Consider the following 20,322-nt stretch of genomic DNA (forward strand, 5'->3'; position numbering starts at 1 on the left):
AATACTATAATGAACTTAGCACTAAAAAATTAATTAATGTTCTAATCCAAGGAGTTACCGTGTCACAAAACCTGCCCGCCATACTAGTACTTGCAGATGGAACTGTGTTTCGTGGAACATCAATCGGTGCTTCTGGCCAAACAGTGGGTGAAGTTGTATTCAACACCTCAATGACTGGCTACCAAGAAATTCTCACAGATCCATCTTACACTAAACAAATCGTTACGCTGACTTATCCACACATTGGTAATTATGGCGTGAATCTTGAAGACGTAGAGTCTGGTCAAGTTTACGCCAGTGGTTTGATCATTCGTGATTTGCCACTTACGCATAGCAACTTTAGAAAAACTCAGTCACTTTCAGAGTATTTAAATGCTAACAATGTCGTGGCGATTGCTGATATTGATACGCGTAAGTTAACCAGAATGTTGCGCGAAAAAGGTGCGCAAACTGGTGCGATAATCGCGGGTGAAGCTGATGAAACTAAGGCGATTGAGTTGGCACAAGCTGCGATTGCTGGTTTCCCAGGCTTGTCTGGCATGGATTTAGCTAAAGTGGTGAGCTGTGACAAGCCTTATGAATTTACTGAAGGTGAGTGGGCGTTAGGCAAAGGTTTTACTTACGCGGCTACACCAAAATTTCACGTAGTGGCTTACGACTACGGTGTTAAACGAAACATTCTACGCATGCTAGTTTCTCGTGGCTGTAAAGTAACTGTGCTACCTGCGCAAACTTCAGCGGCAGAAGCGCTGGCTTATAAGCCAGATGGCGTGTTTCTTTCAAATGGCCCTGGTGATCCAGCGCCATGTGATTATGCTATTTCTGCCATTAAAAGCATCGTTGAAACTGGTATTCCAACATTTGGTATTTGTTTAGGTCATCAGCTGTTGGCGTTAGCGAGCAATGCTAAAACGCATAAAATGAAATTTGGTCACCACGGTGCAAATCATCCTGTGCAAGATGTTGAATCTAAGCGTGTATACATTACGAGTCAAAACCATGGTTTTGCGGTAGATGCAGCAAATTTACCCGCTAATATCAAAACCACGCACGTTTCATTGTTTGATGGTAGCTTGCAGGGCATTGCGCGTACAGACAAACCTGCATTTAGCTTTCAAGGCCACCCAGAGGCAAGCCCAGGTCCAACCGAGATGAGCTATTTGTTTGATAAATTTGTGCAGTCTATGGAAGCGCAAAAGCAAGGTGCAAGAAAGTAAAAGCTTTAAATGGAGTTTATTGAGCTAAGCAAGTGGTTGAATGTTTGGTTTGGTAAGCTGCCAAGAGATTGGCAACTTTGGCTAACACATTACTATTGGTGGATTGTTGGATCATTTTTATTGATTGTTATTTATAAAGTTGCGCGACAAGAGTCCGTGGCGCAAAGTGGCAAGGTTGAAGTGAAGTGGTACAGCCCAATGCAGTGGCTAGATCGCTTCCAGCAGATTAAAGCAGAAAGTCGGGAAAAACTGCCTGAGAGTACGCGGTCAATTGTAGATAAGATTTATCACGTGATTGAGTTGGGGCATGTGGTTGCTGATTACATATACGCATTGATTGCGTGTTTTTTAGGGCTTCTAGGTATTATTGCTTCAATCATACTTAATCCCTTTACAGCTTGGTGGTTGTTTTTACCGTCAGCGTTTTTGTTCTACATTGGTTATAAAATGTTGCGCGCTGGGCGTGTTAAATAGTAGTTTTAAAAAATTAAATATCTATAAAGTTAAATTGAATGGCAAAACGTACAGACATTAAATCTATTCTAATCATCGGCGCGGGTCCAATTGTGATTGGGCAAGCTTGCGAGTTTGACTATTCTGGCGCGCAGGCATGTAAAGCGCTTCGTGAAGAAGGTTACCGCGTGATTTTGGTGAACTCTAATCCAGCCACCATCATGACTGATCCTGAAATGGCCGATGCGACTTATATCGAGCCTGTGACTTGGCAGGTGGTTGAAAAAATCATTGCTAAAGAGCGTCCAGATGCTTTGTTGCCAACGATGGGCGGCCAAACCGCGCTGAATTGCGCATTAGATTTAGATAAACATGGCGTATTAGTAAAGTATAAAGTTGAGCTAATTGGCGCTTCAAAAGAGGCGATTGATAAAGCTGAAGATCGTCAAAAATTTAAAGAAGCCATGACTAAAATTGGCTTGGGTTCAGCGCGTTCTGCTGTAGCTCATAGCATGGAAGAGGCCTTGCAAGTGCAAGCAAGCATTGGTTACCCAACGATTATTCGCCCATCATTCACTATGGGCGGTAGCGGTGGCGGTATCGCTTACAATCGTGAAGAGTTTGTAGAAATTTGCGAACGCGGTCTTGATGCTTCACCAACCAATGAATTGCTGATTGAGGAATCGCTATTGGGTTGGAAGGAATATGAGATGGAAGTTGTGCGCGACTCTGCGGATAACTGCATCATTATTTGCTCAATTGAAAACTTAGACCCTATGGGCGTGCATACTGGTGACTCAATCACCGTAGCACCTGCGCAAACGCTGAGTGATAAAGAGTATCAAATCATGCGTAACGCCTCACTTGCCGTGTTGCGTGAAATTGGCGTGGATACTGGTGGTTCAAACGTACAGTTTGCCATTAATCCTGATGATGGCCGTATGATTGTGATTGAGATGAACCCGCGTGTATCGCGTTCATCAGCATTGGCTTCAAAAGCAACTGGTTTCCCAATTGCAAAAGTGGCTGCTAAGTTAGCGGTTGGCTTTACTCTAGATGAGTTACGTAATGAGATTACTGGTGGTGCAACACCGGCGTCATTCGAGCCTAGTATTGACTACGTAGTTACAAAAATCCCACGTTTTGCATTTGAAAAATTCCCACAAGCAGACTCACGTTTAACTACGCAAATGAAGTCTGTGGGCGAAGTAATGGCGATCGGTCGCACCTTCCAAGAGTCATTCCAAAAAGCCTTGCGTGGTCTTGAAGTCGGCGTTGATGGCTTGGATGAAAAAACAACAGATTTAGACACTATTACCAAAGAAATGGGCGTACCAGGCCCTGAGCGTATTTGGTATGTCGGCGATGCCTTCAGAATGGGTATGAGCGTTGAACAAGTATTCGATATTTCAAAAATTGACCATTGGTTCCTAGTTCAAATCAAAGATTTAATCGATAGGGAACAGGCGCTTAAAGGCAAGCAAATCGCTGATTTAGATAAACAAGCTATGCTGAAATTAAAGCGCAGTGGTTTTTCTGACAGACGCTTGGCCACATTGCTTAATACCGACCAGCACGCTGTGCGTGCTTACAGACAAGCTTTACAAGTGCGCCCAGTTTACAAACGCGTAGATACTTGTGCAGCTGAGTTTTCGACCAACACTGCTTACATGTATTCAACATACGAAGAAGAGTGTGAAGCCGCGCCAACCAATAAAAAGAAGATTATGATTTTGGGCGGTGGCCCGAATCGTATTGGTCAAGGTATTGAGTTCGATTATTGCTGTGTGCATGCTGCATTTGCCATGCGTGAAGACGGTTATGAAACCATTATGGTGAACTGTAACCCTGAAACGGTTTCAACTGATTACGATACTTCAGATCGCTTGTACTTTGAGCCGGTGACGTTGGAAGATGTGCTTGAAATCGTAGCGTTAGAAAAACCAGTAGGCGTGATTGTGCAATATGGTGGCCAAACGCCTCTTAAACTAGCGCGCGATTTAGAAAAAGCTGGCGTGCCTATCATTGGTACAACGCCAGACGCGATTGATATGGCAGAAGATCGCGAACGCTTCCAAAAAATGTTGCAAGAGCTTGGTTTAAAACAACCGCCAAACCGCACTGCGAGAACGCCAGATGAAGCGATACGCTTAGCTTTGGAAATTGGTTATCCGCTCGTAGTTCGTCCTTCATATGTGTTGGGTGGTCGTGCGATGGAGATTGTGCAAGAGCAATCTCAACTTGAGCGTTACATGCGTGAAGCGGTAAAAGTGTCGAATGAGTCACCTGTATTGTTAGACAGGTTTTTGAATGACGCGCTAGAAGTTGATGTGGACGCGCTATGTGATAACACCGGTGACGTGATTATCGGCGGCATTATGGAGCACGTTGAACAAGCTGGTGTGCATTCTGGCGACTCAGCCTGTTCGTTACCGCCGTTTAGCTTATCAGCCAAACTGCAAGATGAGTTGCGTGACCAAACTAAACAAATGGCGCGTGCCTTGGGCGTAGTAGGTTTAATGAATGTGCAGTTTGCTATTCAAGGAAAAACAGTATTTGTGTTAGAAGTAAATCCACGTGCATCACGCACAGTGCCGTTTGTTTCTAAAGCCTGTGGTTTGCAATTGGCTAAAGTGGCTGCGCGCTGCATGATAGGGACTTCACTTAAAGCACAAGGCGTGACGCGCGAGATTGTGCCTCCATTCTATTCAGTCAAAGAGGCGGTATTCCCGTTCATTAAATTCCCTGGCGTAGATACTATTCTAGGCCCGGAAATGAAGTCTACGGGTGAAGTGATGGGCGTTGGTGCAACATTCGCAGAAGCTTTCCTCAAGTCACAGCTTGGTGCTTCGGCTAAGTTGCCTGAAGGTGGCAGAGCGTTTATTAGCGTGCGTAAAGAAGATTACAATAAAGTGGTTGAAATCGCCCATGCTTTGCATGACTTAGGTTTTGAGTTAGTCGCGACTAAAGGCACAGCAACTGCATTGACAGCTAATGGTCTAAAAGTAGCTTCAGTGAACAAAGTGGCTGAAGGCCGTCCGCATATTGTTGATATGATTAAAAATGGTGACATTAGCTTTATTGTGAACGTGACTGAAGACAAGCGTGCAGTTGTTGATTCTTACGAAATTCGCCGTAGCGCGTTGCAAAATAAAGTGACTTACTACACAACGCTGGCTGGTGCTAAAGCGGCATGTGTAGGTATGGCGCATATGCAAGAATTGACAGTTGAGTCACTTCAAGACTTGCATAAAAAGCTTTCTTAAAATACACTAGATTTTTAATTCATAACCACACTTAATTTTTGGTGTGTGTTTTAAAAGCCACACTCTATATGAGTGTGGTTTATTTTTTTAGCTTAATAGATTTTAGATAAGGTTTAGCAATATGGCAGTTACCCAAATACCCGTTACCGTTAAAGGCGCAGAGCAACTAAAAGAGGAGCTTTTGCGCTTACGCAGCGTAGACCGCCCATGGGTCATTCAGGCCATTGCAGAAGCACGCGCGCAGGGCGATTTGTCTGAAAATGCTGAGTATGAAGCCGCTAAAGAACGCCAAAGCTTTATTGAAGGTCGCATAGCCGAAGTTGAAGCTAAACTTTCAAATGCCATGATTATTGATCCATCAACGCTGCATGCTGATGGTCGTTGTGTATTTGGCTCAACCGTTAGAATCGAAGACTTGGATAGCGGTAGCATCATCACCTATCAAATTGTTGGTGACGATGAAGCCGATATTAAAAATGGTAAAATTTCCGTGAGCTCACCGATTTCACGTGGTTTAATTGGTAAATCAGAGGGTGATGTAGCAGAAGTTGTGGCACCAGGCGGTGTTAAAGAATATGAAATTTTAGAGGTGCAATACATCTAATGACAAATCATTGGCTAGATAAATTTAGTTTAATACTAATCACTTTCTGGGTCGGCGCTTTGTGGACAATAGGCGCAGTAGCGTATTCGCTATTTCACACTTTGCAAGATAATCAATTGGCAGGTCAGCTAGCGGGGCAATTTTTTACCTATGTGTCTTACTTAGGATTGTTTTCAGCGTTTTATCTGCTGATTCACCGTTTGTTAGGTCATGGTACACAGGCGCTTAAACAGTCCTACTTTTGGGCGCTTTTTGTGATGTTGCTATTAGTATTGGTTGGGCATTTTGGTATTCAACCGATATTGGCGCAACTGAAAGCAGATGCTTTTCCTGCAGATGTTATGCAAAGCGTGTTTGCTAATCGATTTAAAGCTTGGCATGGCGTGGCAAGCATTGCGTATGTGGTGCAATGCCTGTTAGGTTTTGTGGTGGTTGTTAAAAAATAATAGTATTTGTAGGAGCAATTTTTAAATCGCGAAAGCAATGTTTAATAACTTCGCGATTTAAAAATCGCTCCTACACAAGTTAATTATTTGACTGGAACAACGATTTTTGGCTTAGTAGCTGATTTTCTATACACCACTAATTGTTTACCAATATGATGTACGGCTACTGCATTGGTTTGCGCGCAAATATCTACCAACAATTGCGCACGTAATTCTCTATCATCACCCGTAACTTTGATTTTAATCAGCTCATGCGCATCTAAGTTCAGGTTGATTTCTTTTAATACAGCCTCTGATAAGCCTTTATTACTTATCATGACTACTGGATTTAAATTGTGTGCAAGGCCACGTAAGTAGCTAATTTGTTTTGAGTTCACGGCGGTATGTCTTCTTGAGTTATCTTATTGATTTATATAGGCGAGCAGTTTAACAGATGAAACTAAAACCTTCCAGCAAAGCTTGGATACATGAACATATCAATGATGAGTTTGTAAAACGTGCGCAAAAGGAAGGTTATAGAGCGCGCGCGGCCTATAAGCTTACGGAAATTGACGATAAAGATAAGCTGATTAAGCCTGGAATGACTATCGTAGATCTAGGCTCAACGCCAGGCAGTTGGTCGCAAGTGGCCGTTCAGCGATTAAAGGGTCAGGGACGTATTATTGCTTTAGATTTGCTCGAAATGGAGGCAATTAAAGGCGTAGAATTTATTCAGGGCGATTTTCGTGATGAAGCTATACTAAAAATATTAGAAAAAAGTTTAAATGGTAAGCAAGTAGACCTTGTAATTGCCGATATGGCACCCAATATGTCAGGTATAACTATTGTTGACCAAGCAGGTGCAGCGTATTTAACAGAGCTGGCCTTGGAGTTTAGTAAAGAATGGCTGAAACCAAGTGGAAATTTTTTGGTCAAGGTATTCATAGGCGAAGGTTTTGACGACATTGTAAAAAATATGCGGACTATGTTTGATAAAGTTGTGACGCGTAAACCTAAGGCGTCACGTGGCAGAAGTAGCGAAGTGTATTTGTTAGGATTAGGTCGTAAAGCCTAATTAAGAGCACTATTTTGTAGTTAATCCTAAAGACAATTTTTGTAAAAAGCGTAAGATAGTAACTATAAAATTAGCAAGTAGTGAATTAAACAAGTAGTCATAAAGTAGTGAATTAGCTACATAAGATAATTCCCTTTCAAAAAAGGAACGATATTTTGAACAATATATTTAAGAATATTGCCATTTGGTTAGCGATTGCCATGGTGTTATTGGCAATTTTCAATGTGTCTGGCGTTAAAAATGGCGCAGATAGCCAAGTTGTGTATTCACAATTTATTCAGCAAGTCAAAAACGGTCAAATCGATAAAGTGCAAATTGACGGACGTGTCTTGCATGGCACTACGCACGACGGTAAAAAATTCAACACCTTCGCACCCTCTGACCCTTGGTTAGTTTCTGACTTATTGAAGAACAATGTAACAGTTGAAGCCAAGCCAGATGAGGAACAATCATTATTGATGAGCATTTTTGTTTCATGGTTCCCAATGATATTGTTAATTGGCGTTTGGATTTTCTTTATGCGCCAAATGCAAGGTGGCGGCAAAGGTGGTGGTCCATTCTCTTTTGGTAAAAGTAAAGCACGTCAATTAGATGAAACTAATAACACCACAACATTTGCTGATGTTGCAGGTTGTGATGAAGCTAAAGAGGAAGTGACGGAAATTGTAGAGTTTTTACGTGACCCAACTAAATTCCAAAAGCTAGGTGGCCGTATTCCACGTGGTGTATTAATGGTTGGCCCTCCAGGAACGGGTAAAACGTTGCTTGCTCGTGCAATTGCGGGTGAAGCTAAAGTACCATTCTTTACTATTTCAGGTTCTGACTTCGTAGAGATGTTCGTGGGTGTCGGTGCATCTCGTGTGCGTGATATGTTTGAGAATGCGAAGAAAAACTCACCGTGCATTATTTTCATTGATGAGATTGATGCGGTAGGTCGTAGCCGTGGATCTGGTACAGGTGGCGGCAATGATGAGCGCGAACAAACATTAAACCAATTATTGGTCGAGATGGATGGCTTTGAAGGTAACTCTGGCGTGATTGTGATTGCTGCGACTAACCGTGCAGATGTGCTAGATAAAGCTTTATTACGTCCGGGTCGTTTCGACCGTCAAGTGATGGTGTCATTGCCTGATATTAAAGGTCGTGAGCAAATTTTGATGGTGCATATGCGCAAAGTGCCAATTGATGTGGATGTAAAAGCAGACATTTTAGCGCGTGGTACGCCAGGCTTCTCAGGTGCGGATTTAGCTAACTTAGTGAATGAAGCTGCATTATTTGCAGCGCGCCGTAACAAGCGCACTGTGGATATGCAAGATTTTGAAGATGCAAAAGACAAAATCTACATGGGCCCAGAGCGTAAATCTATGGTGATGCGTGAGGAAGAGCGTCGCAATACTGCTTATCATGAGTCTGGTCATGCGGTAGTGGCCAAACTATTGCCAAAAGCAGACCCGGTGCATAAAGTAACGATTATGCCACGTGGTTGGGCATTAGGCTTAACATGGCAATTGCCAGAGTTTGACCGTATCAGCAACTATAAAGATAAGATGCTGGAAGAAATTTCTATTTTATTTGGCGGTCGTATTGCTGAAGAAATCTTTATGCATCAAATGTCTACTGGCGCCTCAAACGACTTTGAACGGGCGACTAAGCTAGCGCGTTCTATGGTAACTAAGTACGGTATGAGTGATGCGCTTGGTATTATGGTGTATGCGGGTGATGAGCAAGATTCTTTCTTTGGTAGCATGAGCTCAAAAACGGTTTCTGAAGCTACGCAGCAGAAAGTGGATGCGGAAATTCGTCGCATCTTAGATGAGCAATATGGTATTGCACGTAAGTTGCTAGAAGATAATCGCGATAAAGTGGAAGCGATGACAACTGCTTTAATGGAATATGAAACGATTGATGCTGACCAAATTAACGACATTATGGCGGGTATTGCAGTGCGCCCGCCTAAGCCTACGCAAAGCAAAGCTAACCCACCGCGTGATTCTGGTTCAGCGGGTTTAGGTGCAAAACCTACACCGCAGCCTGCAGCTAAAAACGAGTAAGAGGTAAAATTAAAAAGGGCTAGATTTCTAGCCCTTTTTTTATGTTCAAAAATTTAAGTATAATGCTGTATGCAATCTGACTCTCAATCATACATTCGACCACAGCAAGAATTCTCATGCGGCAAGTATCAACTTACGCTTAATCGCCCACATGTCATGGGTATTGTGAATGTGACGCCTGACTCTTTCTCTGATGGCGGAAAATTCTCATCCACTGATTTAGCTGTTGAGCATGCTTTAAAGCTTATAGCTGAAGGCGCTGATATTTTAGATATAGGCGGTGAGTCTACGCGTCCGGGTGCGGCAATTGTTAGTTTAGACGAAGAACTCAAGCGCGTGATTCCGGTGATTGAAGCTTTAAGCAAGTCTTGCAACGTACCTATTTCAATTGATACCTATAAACCCGAAGTCATGCGCCAAGCAATTGCGGCAGGTGCTGACATCGTGAATGATGTGCGTGCTCTGCAAGAGCCGAATGCGCTAGAGATTGTGGCACAAAGCAACGTAGGCGTTTGTTTGATGCACATGCAAGGCACACCTCAAACCATGCAGTTAGAGCCGCATTATGTTGATGTGGTAAGCGAAGTTAAGCAGTTTCTAATGGATAGAATGAATGCAGCACTGGCACATGGCATAGCTAAAAACCGTATTCTGCTAGATCCTGGTTTTGGTTTTGGTAAAACACGCGCGCATAATATTGCACTCATTCAACATTTGGATGCGTTAGATGCAATCGGCTTGCCTTTACTCGTTGGATTATCACGTAAATCTGTACTTGGTTCTATTACTGGTGCAGATGAAGGGCAGCGCTTATATGCAAGCATTGCGGCCTCAGTCATTTCAGCTATGAAAGGCGCTAAAATATTACGTGTACACGATGTGAAGGCGACCGTAGATGCGCTTAAAGTTGTGACAGCTATTCAATAAATAAAACGCTGTTAATCAGACGCTCTAAAAACTAAAATAAAGTAGGATACATAATGAGTAAAAAATACTTTGGTACTGATGGCATTCGCGGCAAGGTAGGCGAACATCCCATTACTCCAGATTTTTTGATGCGTCTGGGTTATGCCGCAGGTAAAGTACTCACTTCTGTGAATAGTAATCTTGCAAAGGGCGCACATCCCGCTGTATTAATCGGCAAAGATACACGTATTTCTGGCTATATGTTAGAAGCCGCATTAGAGGCTGGATTGTCCGCCGCTGGCGTGGATATATTGCTTACCGGACCAATGCCAACGCCTGCTGTCGCTTATCTCACACGCGCATTGCGTGCGCAGGCTGGCATAGTGATATCAGCATCGCATAATCCTTATTACGATAACGGCATCAAGTTCTTCTCAAGTGAAGGTGCAAAACTGCCCGACGATATTGAGCATGCCATTGAAGCTGAGCTAGAAAAACCTATGCAGGTGATGGAGTCAGCCCAGCTAGGTAAAGCGCGCCGTATAGACGATGCAGCAGGGCGCTATATTGAGTTTTGCAAAAGTACTTTTCCTAACGATTTAGACTTGCGCGGTTTAAAAATCGTGTTGGATTGCGCACATGGTGCGACTTATCATGTGGCACCGAATGTATTTCATGAGCTAGGTGCAGAAATTGTATGCATCGGCAATAAGCCTGATGGGCTTAATATAAACGAGCAGGTCGGCACAACGCACCCGCGAGCATTGCAGAAGGCAGTACTTGAATATCAAGCAGATTTAGGTATAGCATTTGATGGCGATGGTGACCGTGTGATGATGGTCGATGCACAAGGTGATTTATTAGACGGCGATCAACTGCTCTACATTATTGCTGTAGGTTTGCAAGCAGAGGGTGCGTTAAACGGCGGCGTTGCGGGTACGCTCATGACCAACCTTGCATTAGAGCATGCTTTGCAAAAACATCAAATTCCATTCGCTCGCGCCAAAGTGGGTGATCGATATGTGTTGGAGTTGTTGAACGAACACAACTGGAAGTTAGGCGGCGAGAACTCAGGCCATATCCTCACGCTGGATAAGCACACCAGTGGCGATGCGATTATCGCCGCGCTGCAAGTGTTGCATGCCTTAAAGCAAAGCGGTAAAACGCTCACTCAAATGAACGCGGAGCTGGTGCTTTATCCTCAAGTGCTCATTAATGTTACCACTAAGACTAAGCTTGATTTAGAGATACCAAAAATTCAAGATGCTGTTAAAAAAGCTGAGGATGAGTTAAATGGAACAGGTCGTGTTTTACTCAGAGCTTCAGGTACGGAACCTAAAATTCGAGTGATGGTGGAAGGGCAAGATAGCGCTTTGGTACAAAAATTAGCGGAAGAAATTGCTGAAGTAGTCAGGGCTGTGGCGAGTTAAAAGAAACTTAACTGTAGATTGGAGTTTGGCTAATGTGATTAGCCAAACTCCGTTTTAATGACGTTTGTTAGCGAGACTAGCTATTCGCGTCTGCTTCCATCTGTTCAATTGTAGTGTGGCGTACGTCTTTACCTTTTACCATGTAAACAACATATTCAGAGATGTTTTTTGCGTGATCGCCGATGCGTTCAATCGCTTTGGAGACAAATAACACTTCTAGTGACATTGAAATAGTACGTGGGTCTTCGAGCATAAATGTAATCAGTTGACGAATAGTCATTTGGTACTGACCATCCACTTGCTCATCCATTTGCGCAATCGGTAAAACTTTTGTAGCATCTGAGCGCGCGAATGCATCGAGTGACATGTGCAACATTTCACGCGTTAGATTAGCCATAGTTTTGATTTCTGCAAAACGTGGCGTCCACATGCGGTCAGTTTCGCTTGATTTTAATGCTAGACGTGCAACTTTTGCAGCTTCATCACCAATACGCTCTAAGTCTGTAATGGTTTTAATCATCATCAGTACCATGCGTAAATCTCCAGCAGCAGGCTGGCGCAAGGCAATAATATGGCTGCAATCTTCGTCAATTTGTACTTCAAGCGCGTTAACTTGGTGGTCGTTATTAATGACTCGTTTAGCTAGCTTGGCGTTTGATGTGGTTAATGCCTCCAAAGCATCAACAATCTGCTGCTCAACTAGTGATCCCATTTCAAGTACTTTGGCACGTACTGATTCTAATTCTGAGTCGTACTGTTTGTAGATATGTTCAGATACCATCACTTATTCCTTTAAAAACCTTGCTCGATAAAACATATTAAAAATATCATTGGTTTGGCAACTTATAACTAAACAAATGAGCGACTAAAAATTAGCCGAATTTACCTGTGATGTAATCTTCTGTTTCTTTACGGCTAGGGCGCGTAAAAATCGTATTGGTTTGATCAAACTCCATCAGCTCGCCCAAGTACATATATGCGGTGTAATCTGACACACGTGCCGCTTGTTGCATATTATGCGTCACGATAACGATGGTGTACTCTTTTTTCAACTCATGAATTAAGTCTTCAATACGCGCTGTAGAAATTGGGTCTAGCGCAGAACATGGTTCATCAAGCAACAATACATTTGGTTTTACAGCTACGCCACGGGCAATGCACAAGCGCTGTTGTTGACCACCAGATAGACCAGAGCCACTTTGATGAAGTTTGTCTTTTACTTCATTCCAAATGGCGGCTTTTTGCAGCGCCCATTCAACACGGTCATTCATCTCGGATTTTGATAAATTCTCGTAAAGCTTCACACCAAAGGCCACGTTGTCATAAATAGACATTGGGAATGGTGTCGGTTTCTGAAAAACCATACCAACTTTTGCGCGTAGTAAATTCAAATCTTGTTCGGCTGAGTGAATATCTTTGCCATCAAGCAAGATTTTTCCTTCCACACGCTGCTTAGGATAAAGCTCATACATACGGTTAAAGGTACGTAGCAAGGTTGATTTTCCGCAGCCAGATGGGCCAATAAAAGCGGTTACTTGGCTTGCTGGAATATCAATATTGATATCTTTAAGCGCATGAAATTTACCGTAGTAGAAATTCATGTTTTTGGCTGAGATCTTCGCTTGAAGCGATTGCGTTGACATGCTCGTGGACATATTTAAGTAATCCTAAACTAACTGTGAGATTGATTTTGACGAAACACCGTGCGAGCCAAGATATTAAGGCCAAGCACGAATAAGGTAATGAGTAATGCGCCAGCCCATGCAAGGTGCTGCCAGTCTTCATATGGACTCATTGCGAATTGGAAAATCACAACCGCTAAACTTGAAATTGGTTGGTTCATATCAGTGCTCCAGAACTGATTATTCAACGCAGTGAATAATAGCGGTGCGGTTTCGCCGCTGATGCGAGCAACTGCAAGTAGTAGCCCTGTTAAAATCCCAGTCCTTGCTGATTTGTAAACGACATTCACAATGACTTTCCAGTAAGGCGCACCAAGTGCTGCTGCAGCTTCACGCAGTGTACTAGGCACTAATGACATCATGTTTTCTGTAGTACGCACTACAACAGGTACCACCAATAGTGATAAGGCGAATGAGCCAGCCCAACCAGAGAAGTGGTTAACACTATGTACGGCTACTTCATACACAAATAGGCCGATGACGATTGATGGTGCTGATAACAAGATGTCGTTAATGAATCTAGTTGTTGGTGCTAACCAGCCTGATTTTCCGTATTCTGAAAGATAGGTTCCCGCTAATATACCTACAGGTGTACCGATGACGGTAGCAAAAAACACCATATATAAACTACCAACGATGGCATTTAACAAACCACCTGAGCTGCCAGGCGGTGGCGTCATTTTGGTAAATACATCCAGCGTTAAGTAGCTAAAACCTTGGCTGAACAATGTCCATAAAATCCATATTAAGAATGTAAGTGCGAAGATGACAGTGCCAACAGATAAGCTGAGTGTGAGTCCGTTGACAAATTTACGACGCATGTAGCGCTTGTTATCAAGGCCTTTCATGACTGTTTCCCTTCACGCAGTGATAAGCGTATCAATAACAATTTAGCCAGTGACAGCACAATAAATGTGATCACAAATAATGTTAAACCTAGTGTAATGAGTGATGAGGTGTAAATATCACCAACTGCTTCAGTGAACTCGTTCGCTAACGCAGATGAAATCGTATTACCTGGCATCATGAGTGAGGCGGAGAGTTCGTGGGCATTACCAATGACAAATGTCACCGCCATTGTTTCACCAAGCGCTCTACCTAAACCAAGCATGACGCCACCAACCACACCAATTTTAGTATAGGGAAGTACCACGTTCCAAATAACTTCCCAAGTGGTGGAACCTAGTCCATAGGCAGACTCTTTAAGCATACTAGGCACAATTTCGAACACATCCCTCATGACTGAAGCTGTATATGGAATCACCATAATAGCGAGAATAAAGCCTGCGGTGAACATACCAATACCCATAGGTGGGCCTTGAAATAAAGCGCCGATTAAAGGTAGGGCACCAAGGTTATCGTTCATCCAAGGTTGCACGTGGTCAGCAAACAAAGGTGCGAACACAAACAAACCCCACATACCATAAATAATACTTGGAATACCTGCTAGTAGTTCAATCGCTACGCCAATCGGGCGTTTAAGCCAATTAGGAGAGAGTTCTGTGATGAATATAGCAATACCAAAGCTCACTGGAATGCCGATGAGCATGGCAATTAAAGCGGTGATAAACGTGCCGTAAATAGGCACCACACCACCAAAGTCAATTGTGACTGGATTCCATGCGGTACTTGTGAAAAAAGATGCACCGAACATCTTTAATGCCGGCAGGCTACCCACTAACAAGGTAATAATAATGCCAAACAGTAAGATGAAAACTAGAAAAGCAAAAAACATGGTGGTGTAGCGAAACAGCTTATCTAGCGTCGCTCCGATGTTCTTATTTTGTGGACTATTCGGCATTGAAATTGATTCTCGAATGATGTTTTGTTCATTTAAAACTGCTGAAGGGGCGTACGTATCCATCTTTATATTTCCTTCAGCAGAGTTTAAGTTGATATTGTTGGCAGGCGGAATTAATATTCCACCTGCCAACTTTAGTGACTACTTTTAATTATTATCTTTAAAACTATTTAGTCCAAACTGCAGCGCCATCTTTGCTTTTGATGTTTGTTTTCCAGCTAGTTTCAATCAATTTTACAACGTTGTCAGGCATAGGTACGTAGTCCAAACCTTTTGCCATCAAAGCACCATTAGTGTAGCTCCAATCAAAGAACTTAAGCACTTCAGCGCCATTAAGTGGTTTATCTTGTATTTTGTGCATTAAGATGAAGCTAGCGCCAGTAATAGGCCATGTTGCTTTGCCTGGTTCGTTAGTAAGAATTTCGTAAAAGCCAGGTGCTTTTTCCCACTCAGCGTATTTAGCAGCAGATTGGAAACTTTCGATACTTGGTTTAGTGAACTCACCATCACGGTTTTGCAAGCTTACTGTAGGTAAATTGTTTTGTTTAGCGAAGGCATATTCAACATAACCAATTGAACCTTTAATACGTTGTGCGTATGAAGCAACACCTTCGTTGCCTTTACCACCTAAACCAGTTGGCCAAGCAACTGAAGTATCAGCACCTACTTTATCGCTCCACTCTTTACTAACTTTGCTTAAATAGTTAGTAAATACAAAAGATGTACCTGAACCATCAGAGCGATGCACTACAGTAATCGCTGTATCTGGTAATGCTAAGCTTGGGTTAAGTGCTTTAATTGCTGGGTCATTCCATTTAACGATTTTTTTCAAGTAAATGTTAGCAAGTACTTCACCGTTTAGGCGCATTTCGCCATCAGTAACGCCAGGTACATTTACTACAGGAACTACACCACCAACAACCGCTGGGAATTGCACTAAGCCCGCTTTTTCTAGCTCTTCAGGTTTTAATGGTTTATCAGAAGCGCCAAAATCTACTGTTTTGTTAGTGATTTGTTTAATACCACCGCCAGAACCGATAGATTGGTAATTTAATTTAACGCCAGTTTTAACATTGTATGACTCAGCCCATTTTGCATAAATTGGGTATGGGAAAGTAGCACCAGCACCAGTAATGTCAATTGCGAATGCGCTAGGGGCGATGATAAGACCCGCTGCTAAAAGAGCTGCCTTAAGATTAAAGTTGCTAACTTGCATTAATTTCTCCTGTTTGTTTCATGAGTAGGTTTAACTTGATGACCATTCTAGAAATCAAATATGACAATTTAATGACAAATTGAAGAAACGTTATAAATAAAAAAAGGGACTTCTGAGAGTCCCTTTTTAATTTAATAAACTAAATGATACTTATTTTAAGAATGTGCTACCAAAATGATAGCTAATTGCGGCAATTAAACCTGCACAAGGGATAGTAAGTACCCATGCCCAAACAATGCGAGATGCCAAACCCCAGCGCACTGCGGAAACGCGTCTTGATAGCCCAACACCCACAATCGCACCAGTAATCGTATGCGTAGTTGATACAGGAATACCAAGCGAAGTGGCTATAAATAAGGCAATCGCACCAGACGTTTGTGCACAGAATCCCCCAGAAGGACGAATACGTGTGATGCCCATCCCCATAGTCCGGACTATGCGCCAGCCACCAAACAGCGTGCCGCATGCCATCGCAATCTGGCAAGAAATGACTACCCAGAATGGCACATGGAAATCACCTTGAATGTAGCCGTTGGCATAAAGTAAAACTGCAATAATACCCATGGTTTTTTGTGCATCGTTACCACCATGGCCTAAACTGTAAAGTGATGATGATACAAACTGCAGCTTATTAAACATGCGCTCAGTTGGGTAGGGCGATGATTTTTCGTATATCCATAACACTAGCACCATCAGTATCAGCGCGAGCAGCATGCCGAATAAAGGCGAAAGAATAATAGCGACTGATGTTTTAATCAGGCCTTCGGCAACAATAGCGCCAGTACCTGCTTTAGCCACGCCAGCACCAACTAAGCCACCCACTAATGCATGCGATGACGAAGATGGAATACCAAACCACCAGGTAATCAGATTCCAGGATATGGCGCCGCTTAGTGCGCCAAATATCACAGCGTTATCAATAATTTCTTTAGAAATAATGCCTTTACCAACAACGTTTGCGACGTGTAGCCCAAAAAACAAAAAGGCGATTAAGTTAAAAAATGCTGCCCAAACTACTGCTGCCTGCGGCGTGAGTAAGCGGGTAGAAACCATAAGTGCAATGGAGTTTGCCGCGTCGTGAAAGCCGTTCATAAAGTCAAATATGAGGGCAACGAACACCAGCATCGCCATGATGAGGATTGCGTGATCCATACCGTGCTCCTTAAATGCGTTCTAGCACGACACCGTGGATTACATCGGCTACATCTTCACAGCTATCAACCGCCATTTCAAATAAATCATAAAGTTCTTTTGACCGAATCAGTTTACGTGCGTCAGATTCTTCATCAAACAAGCGGCGCATACCGGCACGCATGACGTGATCTGCTTCACCTTCGATCGCGCTGATTTCTTCACAAGTGCGTAAAATGCGTTCTGCATTTTTCATGTCAGAAAGCATATTCACGGCGTCACGTACTTTTTCGGAGGCACGTAACAGGATTTGACTTAATGCCACCATTTCAGGGGTGAAGTCACTGTGACCGTAAATTTTAGAACTTTGTGGAATGTCTTCCATGTAGTCGATAATGTCGTCTAGCGCCATGGCTAGCTCGCGAATTTCGCGGCGATCAAATGGAGTAATATAAGTTTTATGAAGTGAGAGAAGAATTTCTTTGGTGTATTCATCCGCTTGCGATTCGATAGCTCTGATTTCAGCAAAATGTTCTTCGAATTTAGTTGGATCGTTCACTGCCGACATCATGGCAAGTACTTTGGAGCCTTTCACTGCGCTATCTGCTAAATTGTTAAACAACACAAAATAATTGTCGTTGCGTGGTGATATTGCAGCCATTAATCGGCCGAAAACAGCATTTGCCATACTTCATTCTCCCAATATTTTTATTACAAATTTATTGCAATTTTATTTCAAAATTATTATTTTGCTATTTTAACCGCCCACGATTAAATCCGCGAGCGCTAATGTCATAAATAACTAAATATCTTACGATATAATTCATTCAAATTTTTTACACTAATGACAGATAAATGACTATAGAGAAATTATGAATCAAAAAGTAACGTTGGTTTTAACAGAGTTTATTGGTACTGCGCTATTGTTAGCGATAGTTACGGGTTCTGGCATTATGGGTGACACACTTTCGGCTGGTAATGCTGCCGTTGCTTTGCTTGGCAATAGCATTGCCACTGGCTGTGGGTTATATGTGCTGATTACCTTATTAGCGCCTATTTCGGGCGCGCATTTTAATCCCGTGGTCAGCATTATGTTTTGGAGTGAGGGTAAATTAAGTCTTTCAGCACTCTTTAATTATGTGACCGCCCAATTTTTAGGGGCGATTAGCGGTGTGTGGCTTGTGCATATGATGTTTACTTTACCGCTCATTCAAATCTCCACCAAGCCACGTGTTGGCTTTGGTATTTGGCTTAGTGAGTTAACTGCTACATTGATATTGCTTACAGTGATTCGTTTAGGAGTTAAGTACGCCAGCGACAAAGTGCCTATGTTAGTTGCTTTAACTGTGACTGCTGGATACTGGTTCACATCATCCACTTTTTTCTCAAACCCAGCGGTGACCGTCGCCAGAAGCCTCACCAATACCTTTGTCGGTATTCAGCCTGCAGATGTTGGGGTCTTTATTTCTGCACAGATTGTGGCGGTATTGTTAATGCTTATCATCATGAAAGTTAACTTTAAATGAGCGTCATTATTTACCATAATCCATCCTGTGGAACTTCTAGAAATACCTTGGCTATGATACGCGCCAGTGGTGCGGAGCCTGAAGTGATTGAGTATGTCAAGAGTCCGCCAAGTCGCGAGCGTTTAGTTGAGCTTATCGTAGCCATGGGTGGTAACGTACGTGCGCTTATCCGCGAAAAGGGTACGCCTTATGCTGAGTTAGGTTTAGATAATGTTGGCTTGTCGGATGACGCTTTGATAGACGCCATGCTACAGCATCCTATTCTCATCAACCGACCAATTGTGGTGACTGATAAAGGTGTGAAATTATGCCGCCCATCTGAATTGGTGTTCGATATTCTGGAAAATCCAAATATTGGTACTTTTACTAAAGAAGATGGTGAAGTAATTAGCATGGCGACTAAAACTTGTTAGTCAATCCAAGCACTATTGTGAGCTCTTCGATTGATGGCGAGAGTTATAGTTTGGCTGCGGACAATGCTTGCGTAGCAGAAAACAATATCGGCGAACTATTGACGCATGTATTCCACCACGCTGCGCCACACAATGCGGTGGTGGTATTTGATACACGTTGCGAACTAGCCATTGCTTTGACACAGGCTTATAGACGTTGCCTGCCAAATGCACAATTGATTGACTTTGACACACACACACCAGATGCCGTGTTAGCTGTATTGTCTGGTTTAGTCGCCTCAGACTTGGTTGTGCTCGTTCAATCGACCAACTTCAGGCTGGAGGCTTTTCGCATTCGTGTTGAATTATTCAAGCGCGGACTCAAAGTTATTGAGCATCCGCATTTGAGTCGTATGGTAGGCGCTGAAATGGGCTACTACATTGATGCGCTGGCGTATGATCCTGTATATTTTCGTGGAGTAGGTGAGCAACTCAAAGCTATCATTGACAAAGCTCAGTATGGATGTCTAGACAGCGGCGGAGATCAGTTTTTGGATGCTCGCTTGATGTTTGGTTCAGCGTTTGAATCTGCCAAGCTCAATATAGGCGATTACAGCGAGATGCAGAATGTAGGCGGGCAATTCCCCATCGGTGAAGTATTTACCGAGGCGCTTGACCTAGAAGCTGTGCACGGTCGTGTTCGCATTTTCGCTTTTGGCGACACGCAGTACATAGTCAATCGTCCAGATAAACCCATCACTTTGATTGTTGAAAATGGACAAGTAGTCGCCACTGAAGATAGCACACCAGAGTTTGATGCTGTATTGGCTAATATTCGCGCTGACGAGCAAGTCGTCTGGCTACGCGAAATTGGTTTTGGGTTGAATCGTGCATTTACCAAAGACCGCGCTGTGAGTGACATCGGTAGTTATGAACGCATGTGCGGCGTGCATTTGTCATTAGGCGCTAAACATGGCGTTTATGGCAAACCTAACTTTAAACGCGGTGATGGAAAGTATCATATCGATGTATTTGCCGTCACTGAACGAGTCACTTTAGACGAGCAAGTGGTTTATCATGATGGCGCTTGGTGCGTCGGAGTAGAGTAAAAAAGGGGTGTGTTTTGCTGTATAATATTCGCTTTCAA

At 43.0% G+C, this 20,322-nt stretch carries 20 protein-coding genes; 12 read left to right on the forward strand and 8 right to left on the reverse strand.

Annotation, left to right across the window (positions count from 1 at the left end):
* The first annotated feature begins 59 nt into the window (after window positions 1–59).
* The 5 genes from carA to PSU72_RS08215 all read left to right on the forward strand — a co-directional run bounded on the left by carA (window position 60) and on the right by PSU72_RS08215 (window position 5,986).
* A complete protein-coding gene (gene carA / locus PSU72_RS08195; RefSeq protein WP_300431838.1) occupies window positions 60–1,217 on the forward strand; it encodes a glutamine-hydrolyzing carbamoyl-phosphate synthase small subunit in 1,158 nt (385 codons plus the stop codon).
* 9 nt (window positions 1,218–1,226) lie between these two features.
* The gene (locus tag PSU72_RS08200; protein ID WP_300431839.1) at window positions 1,227–1,691 is read left to right on the forward strand and encodes a hypothetical protein; all 465 of its coding nucleotides are present in this window, start codon (window positions 1,227–1,229) and stop codon (window positions 1,689–1,691) included.
* Window positions 1,692–1,729: 38 nt separating this feature from the next.
* Window positions 1,730–4,936 (forward strand): carbamoyl-phosphate synthase large subunit, encoded by a 3,207-nt coding sequence (carB, locus tag PSU72_RS08205; RefSeq protein ID WP_300431840.1) that lies wholly within the window; start codon window positions 1,730–1,732, stop codon window positions 4,934–4,936.
* 121 nt (window positions 4,937–5,057) lie between these two features.
* Window positions 5,058–5,540, forward strand: a complete 483-nt coding sequence (gene greA / locus PSU72_RS08210; protein WP_300431841.1) for a transcription elongation factor GreA — start codon at window positions 5,058–5,060, stop codon at window positions 5,538–5,540.
* Window positions 5,540–5,986, forward strand: a complete 447-nt coding sequence (locus PSU72_RS08215; RefSeq protein ID WP_300431842.1) for a DUF4149 domain-containing protein — start codon at window positions 5,540–5,542, stop codon at window positions 5,984–5,986. The genes greA and PSU72_RS08215 overlap by 1 nt, the downstream gene beginning before the upstream one ends.
* An 83-nt stretch (window positions 5,987–6,069) precedes the next feature.
* On the opposite strand, the gene PSU72_RS08220 is transcribed toward PSU72_RS08215, so the two are convergent.
* Window positions 6,070–6,363, reverse strand: a complete 294-nt coding sequence (locus PSU72_RS08220; RefSeq protein WP_300431843.1) for a YhbY family RNA-binding protein — start codon at window positions 6,361–6,363, stop codon at window positions 6,070–6,072.
* Between the two features lie 56 nt (window positions 6,364–6,419).
* On the opposite strand from PSU72_RS08220, the gene rlmE reads away from it, so the two are divergent.
* The 4 genes from rlmE (at window position 6,420) to glmM (ending at window position 11,427) form a co-directional block, all read left to right on the forward strand.
* Complete coding sequence (gene rlmE / locus PSU72_RS08225; protein WP_300431844.1) at window positions 6,420–7,040, forward strand: 23S rRNA (uridine(2552)-2'-O)-methyltransferase RlmE; 621 nt, start codon at window positions 6,420–6,422, stop codon at window positions 7,038–7,040.
* A gap of 155 nt (window positions 7,041–7,195) precedes the next feature.
* Entirely contained in the window at window positions 7,196–9,091 is a 1,896-nt protein-coding gene (gene ftsH / locus PSU72_RS08230) for an ATP-dependent zinc metalloprotease FtsH (protein ID WP_300431845.1), read from the forward strand.
* A 69-nt stretch (window positions 9,092–9,160) separates the two neighbouring features.
* Window positions 9,161–10,018 carry a dihydropteroate synthase gene (gene folP / locus PSU72_RS08235; protein WP_300431846.1) on the forward strand — a complete coding sequence of 286 codons (858 nt, stop codon included), beginning with the start codon at window positions 9,161–9,163 and terminating at the stop codon, window positions 10,016–10,018.
* 53 nt (window positions 10,019–10,071) lie between these two features.
* The gene (glmM, locus tag PSU72_RS08240; RefSeq protein ID WP_300431847.1) at window positions 10,072–11,427 is read left to right on the forward strand and encodes a phosphoglucosamine mutase; all 1,356 of its coding nucleotides are present in this window, start codon (window positions 10,072–10,074) and stop codon (window positions 11,425–11,427) included.
* A gap of 76 nt (window positions 11,428–11,503) precedes the next feature.
* Here the strand turns inward: glmM and phoU are convergent, their stop codons facing one another.
* The 7 genes from phoU to PSU72_RS08275 all read right to left on the reverse strand — a co-directional run bounded on the left by phoU (window position 11,504) and on the right by PSU72_RS08275 (window position 17,945).
* Window positions 11,504–12,208, reverse strand: coding sequence for a phosphate signaling complex protein PhoU (phoU, locus tag PSU72_RS08245; RefSeq protein ID WP_300431848.1), 705 nt, complete (start codon window positions 12,206–12,208; stop codon window positions 11,504–11,506).
* A 91-nt stretch (window positions 12,209–12,299) separates the two neighbouring features.
* The gene (gene pstB, locus PSU72_RS08250; RefSeq protein WP_300431849.1) at window positions 12,300–13,082 is read right to left on the reverse strand and encodes a phosphate ABC transporter ATP-binding protein PstB; all 783 of its coding nucleotides are present in this window, start codon (window positions 13,080–13,082) and stop codon (window positions 12,300–12,302) included.
* A gap of 17 nt (window positions 13,083–13,099) precedes the next feature.
* The gene (pstA, locus tag PSU72_RS08255; protein ID WP_300431850.1) at window positions 13,100–13,957 is read right to left on the reverse strand and encodes a phosphate ABC transporter permease PstA; all 858 of its coding nucleotides are present in this window, start codon (window positions 13,955–13,957) and stop codon (window positions 13,100–13,102) included.
* Window positions 13,954–14,973, reverse strand: a complete 1,020-nt coding sequence (pstC, locus tag PSU72_RS08260) for a phosphate ABC transporter permease subunit PstC (protein WP_300431851.1) — start codon at window positions 14,971–14,973, stop codon at window positions 13,954–13,956. The genes pstA and pstC overlap by 4 nt, the downstream gene beginning before the upstream one ends.
* A gap of 103 nt (window positions 14,974–15,076) precedes the next feature.
* Window positions 15,077–16,126: a phosphate ABC transporter substrate-binding protein PstS gene (gene pstS, locus PSU72_RS08265; RefSeq protein WP_300431852.1), complete on the reverse strand. Its 1,050-nt coding sequence runs from the start codon at window positions 16,124–16,126 to the stop codon at window positions 15,077–15,079.
* Window positions 16,127–16,276: 150 nt separating this feature from the next.
* Window positions 16,277–17,278, reverse strand: coding sequence for an inorganic phosphate transporter (locus tag PSU72_RS08270; RefSeq protein ID WP_300431853.1), 1,002 nt, complete (start codon window positions 17,276–17,278; stop codon window positions 16,277–16,279).
* A 10-nt stretch (window positions 17,279–17,288) separates the two neighbouring features.
* On the reverse strand, window positions 17,289–17,945 hold the full coding sequence (locus PSU72_RS08275) for a DUF47 domain-containing protein (RefSeq protein WP_300431854.1): 657 nt from the start codon (window positions 17,943–17,945) through the stop codon (window positions 17,289–17,291).
* A gap of 184 nt (window positions 17,946–18,129) precedes the next feature.
* Here PSU72_RS08275 and PSU72_RS08280 point away from each other — a divergent pair, with 184 nt between their 5' ends.
* From PSU72_RS08280 to PSU72_RS08290, 3 genes are read left to right on the forward strand one after another with little or no spacing between them, the layout of a single operon-like run.
* Window positions 18,130–18,783, forward strand: coding sequence for an MIP/aquaporin family protein (locus tag PSU72_RS08280; RefSeq protein ID WP_300431855.1), 654 nt, complete (start codon window positions 18,130–18,132; stop codon window positions 18,781–18,783).
* Complete coding sequence (gene arsC / locus PSU72_RS08285; RefSeq protein ID WP_300431856.1) at window positions 18,780–19,196, forward strand: arsenate reductase (glutaredoxin); 417 nt, start codon at window positions 18,780–18,782, stop codon at window positions 19,194–19,196. The genes PSU72_RS08280 and arsC overlap by 4 nt, the downstream gene beginning before the upstream one ends.
* Window positions 19,190–20,284, forward strand: a complete 1,095-nt coding sequence (locus PSU72_RS08290; RefSeq protein WP_300431857.1) for a hypothetical protein — start codon at window positions 19,190–19,192, stop codon at window positions 20,282–20,284. The genes arsC and PSU72_RS08290 overlap by 7 nt, the downstream gene beginning before the upstream one ends.
* Window positions 20,285–20,322 lie beyond the last annotated feature (38 nt).

The sequence above is a fragment of the Methylotenera sp. genome (genome assembly GCF_029945535.1).
GTDB lineage: Bacteria > Pseudomonadota > Gammaproteobacteria > Burkholderiales > Methylophilaceae > Methylotenera.

Excerpts from the sequence above, each read along its gene's own strand:
- PSU72_RS08200 (WP_300431839.1), top strand. The coding sequence starts at position 1,227 with ATGGAGTTTATTGAGCTAAGCAAGTGGTTGAATGTTTGGTTTGGTAAG.
- carB (WP_300431840.1), top strand. The coding sequence starts at position 1,730 with ATGGCAAAACGTACAGACATTAAATCTATTCTAATCATCGGCGCGGGT.
- greA (WP_300431841.1), top strand. The coding sequence starts at position 5,058 with ATGGCAGTTACCCAAATACCCGTTACCGTTAAAGGCGCAGAGCAACTA.
- PSU72_RS08215 (WP_300431842.1), top strand. The coding sequence starts at position 5,540 with ATGACAAATCATTGGCTAGATAAATTTAGTTTAATACTAATCACTTTC.
- rlmE (WP_300431844.1), top strand. The coding sequence starts at position 6,420 with ATGAAACTAAAACCTTCCAGCAAAGCTTGGATACATGAACATATCAAT.
- folP (WP_300431846.1), top strand. The coding sequence starts at position 9,161 with ATGCAATCTGACTCTCAATCATACATTCGACCACAGCAAGAATTCTCA.
- glmM (WP_300431847.1), top strand. The coding sequence starts at position 10,072 with ATGAGTAAAAAATACTTTGGTACTGATGGCATTCGCGGCAAGGTAGGC.
- phoU (WP_300431848.1), bottom strand. The coding sequence starts at position 12,208 with ATGGTATCTGAACATATCTACAAACAGTACGACTCAGAATTAGAATCA.
- pstB (WP_300431849.1), bottom strand. The coding sequence starts at position 13,082 with ATGTCCACGAGCATGTCAACGCAATCGCTTCAAGCGAAGATCTCAGCC.
- pstA (WP_300431850.1), bottom strand. The coding sequence starts at position 13,957 with ATGAAAGGCCTTGATAACAAGCGCTACATGCGTCGTAAATTTGTCAAC.
- pstC (WP_300431851.1), bottom strand. The coding sequence starts at position 14,973 with ATGGATACGTACGCCCCTTCAGCAGTTTTAAATGAACAAAACATCATT.
- pstS (WP_300431852.1), bottom strand. The coding sequence starts at position 16,126 with ATGCAAGTTAGCAACTTTAATCTTAAGGCAGCTCTTTTAGCAGCGGGT.
- PSU72_RS08270 (WP_300431853.1), bottom strand. The coding sequence starts at position 17,278 with ATGGATCACGCAATCCTCATCATGGCGATGCTGGTGTTCGTTGCCCTC.
- PSU72_RS08275 (WP_300431854.1), bottom strand. The coding sequence starts at position 17,945 with ATGGCAAATGCTGTTTTCGGCCGATTAATGGCTGCAATATCACCACGC.
- PSU72_RS08280 (WP_300431855.1), top strand. The coding sequence starts at position 18,130 with ATGAATCAAAAAGTAACGTTGGTTTTAACAGAGTTTATTGGTACTGCG.
- arsC (WP_300431856.1), top strand. The coding sequence starts at position 18,780 with ATGAGCGTCATTATTTACCATAATCCATCCTGTGGAACTTCTAGAAAT.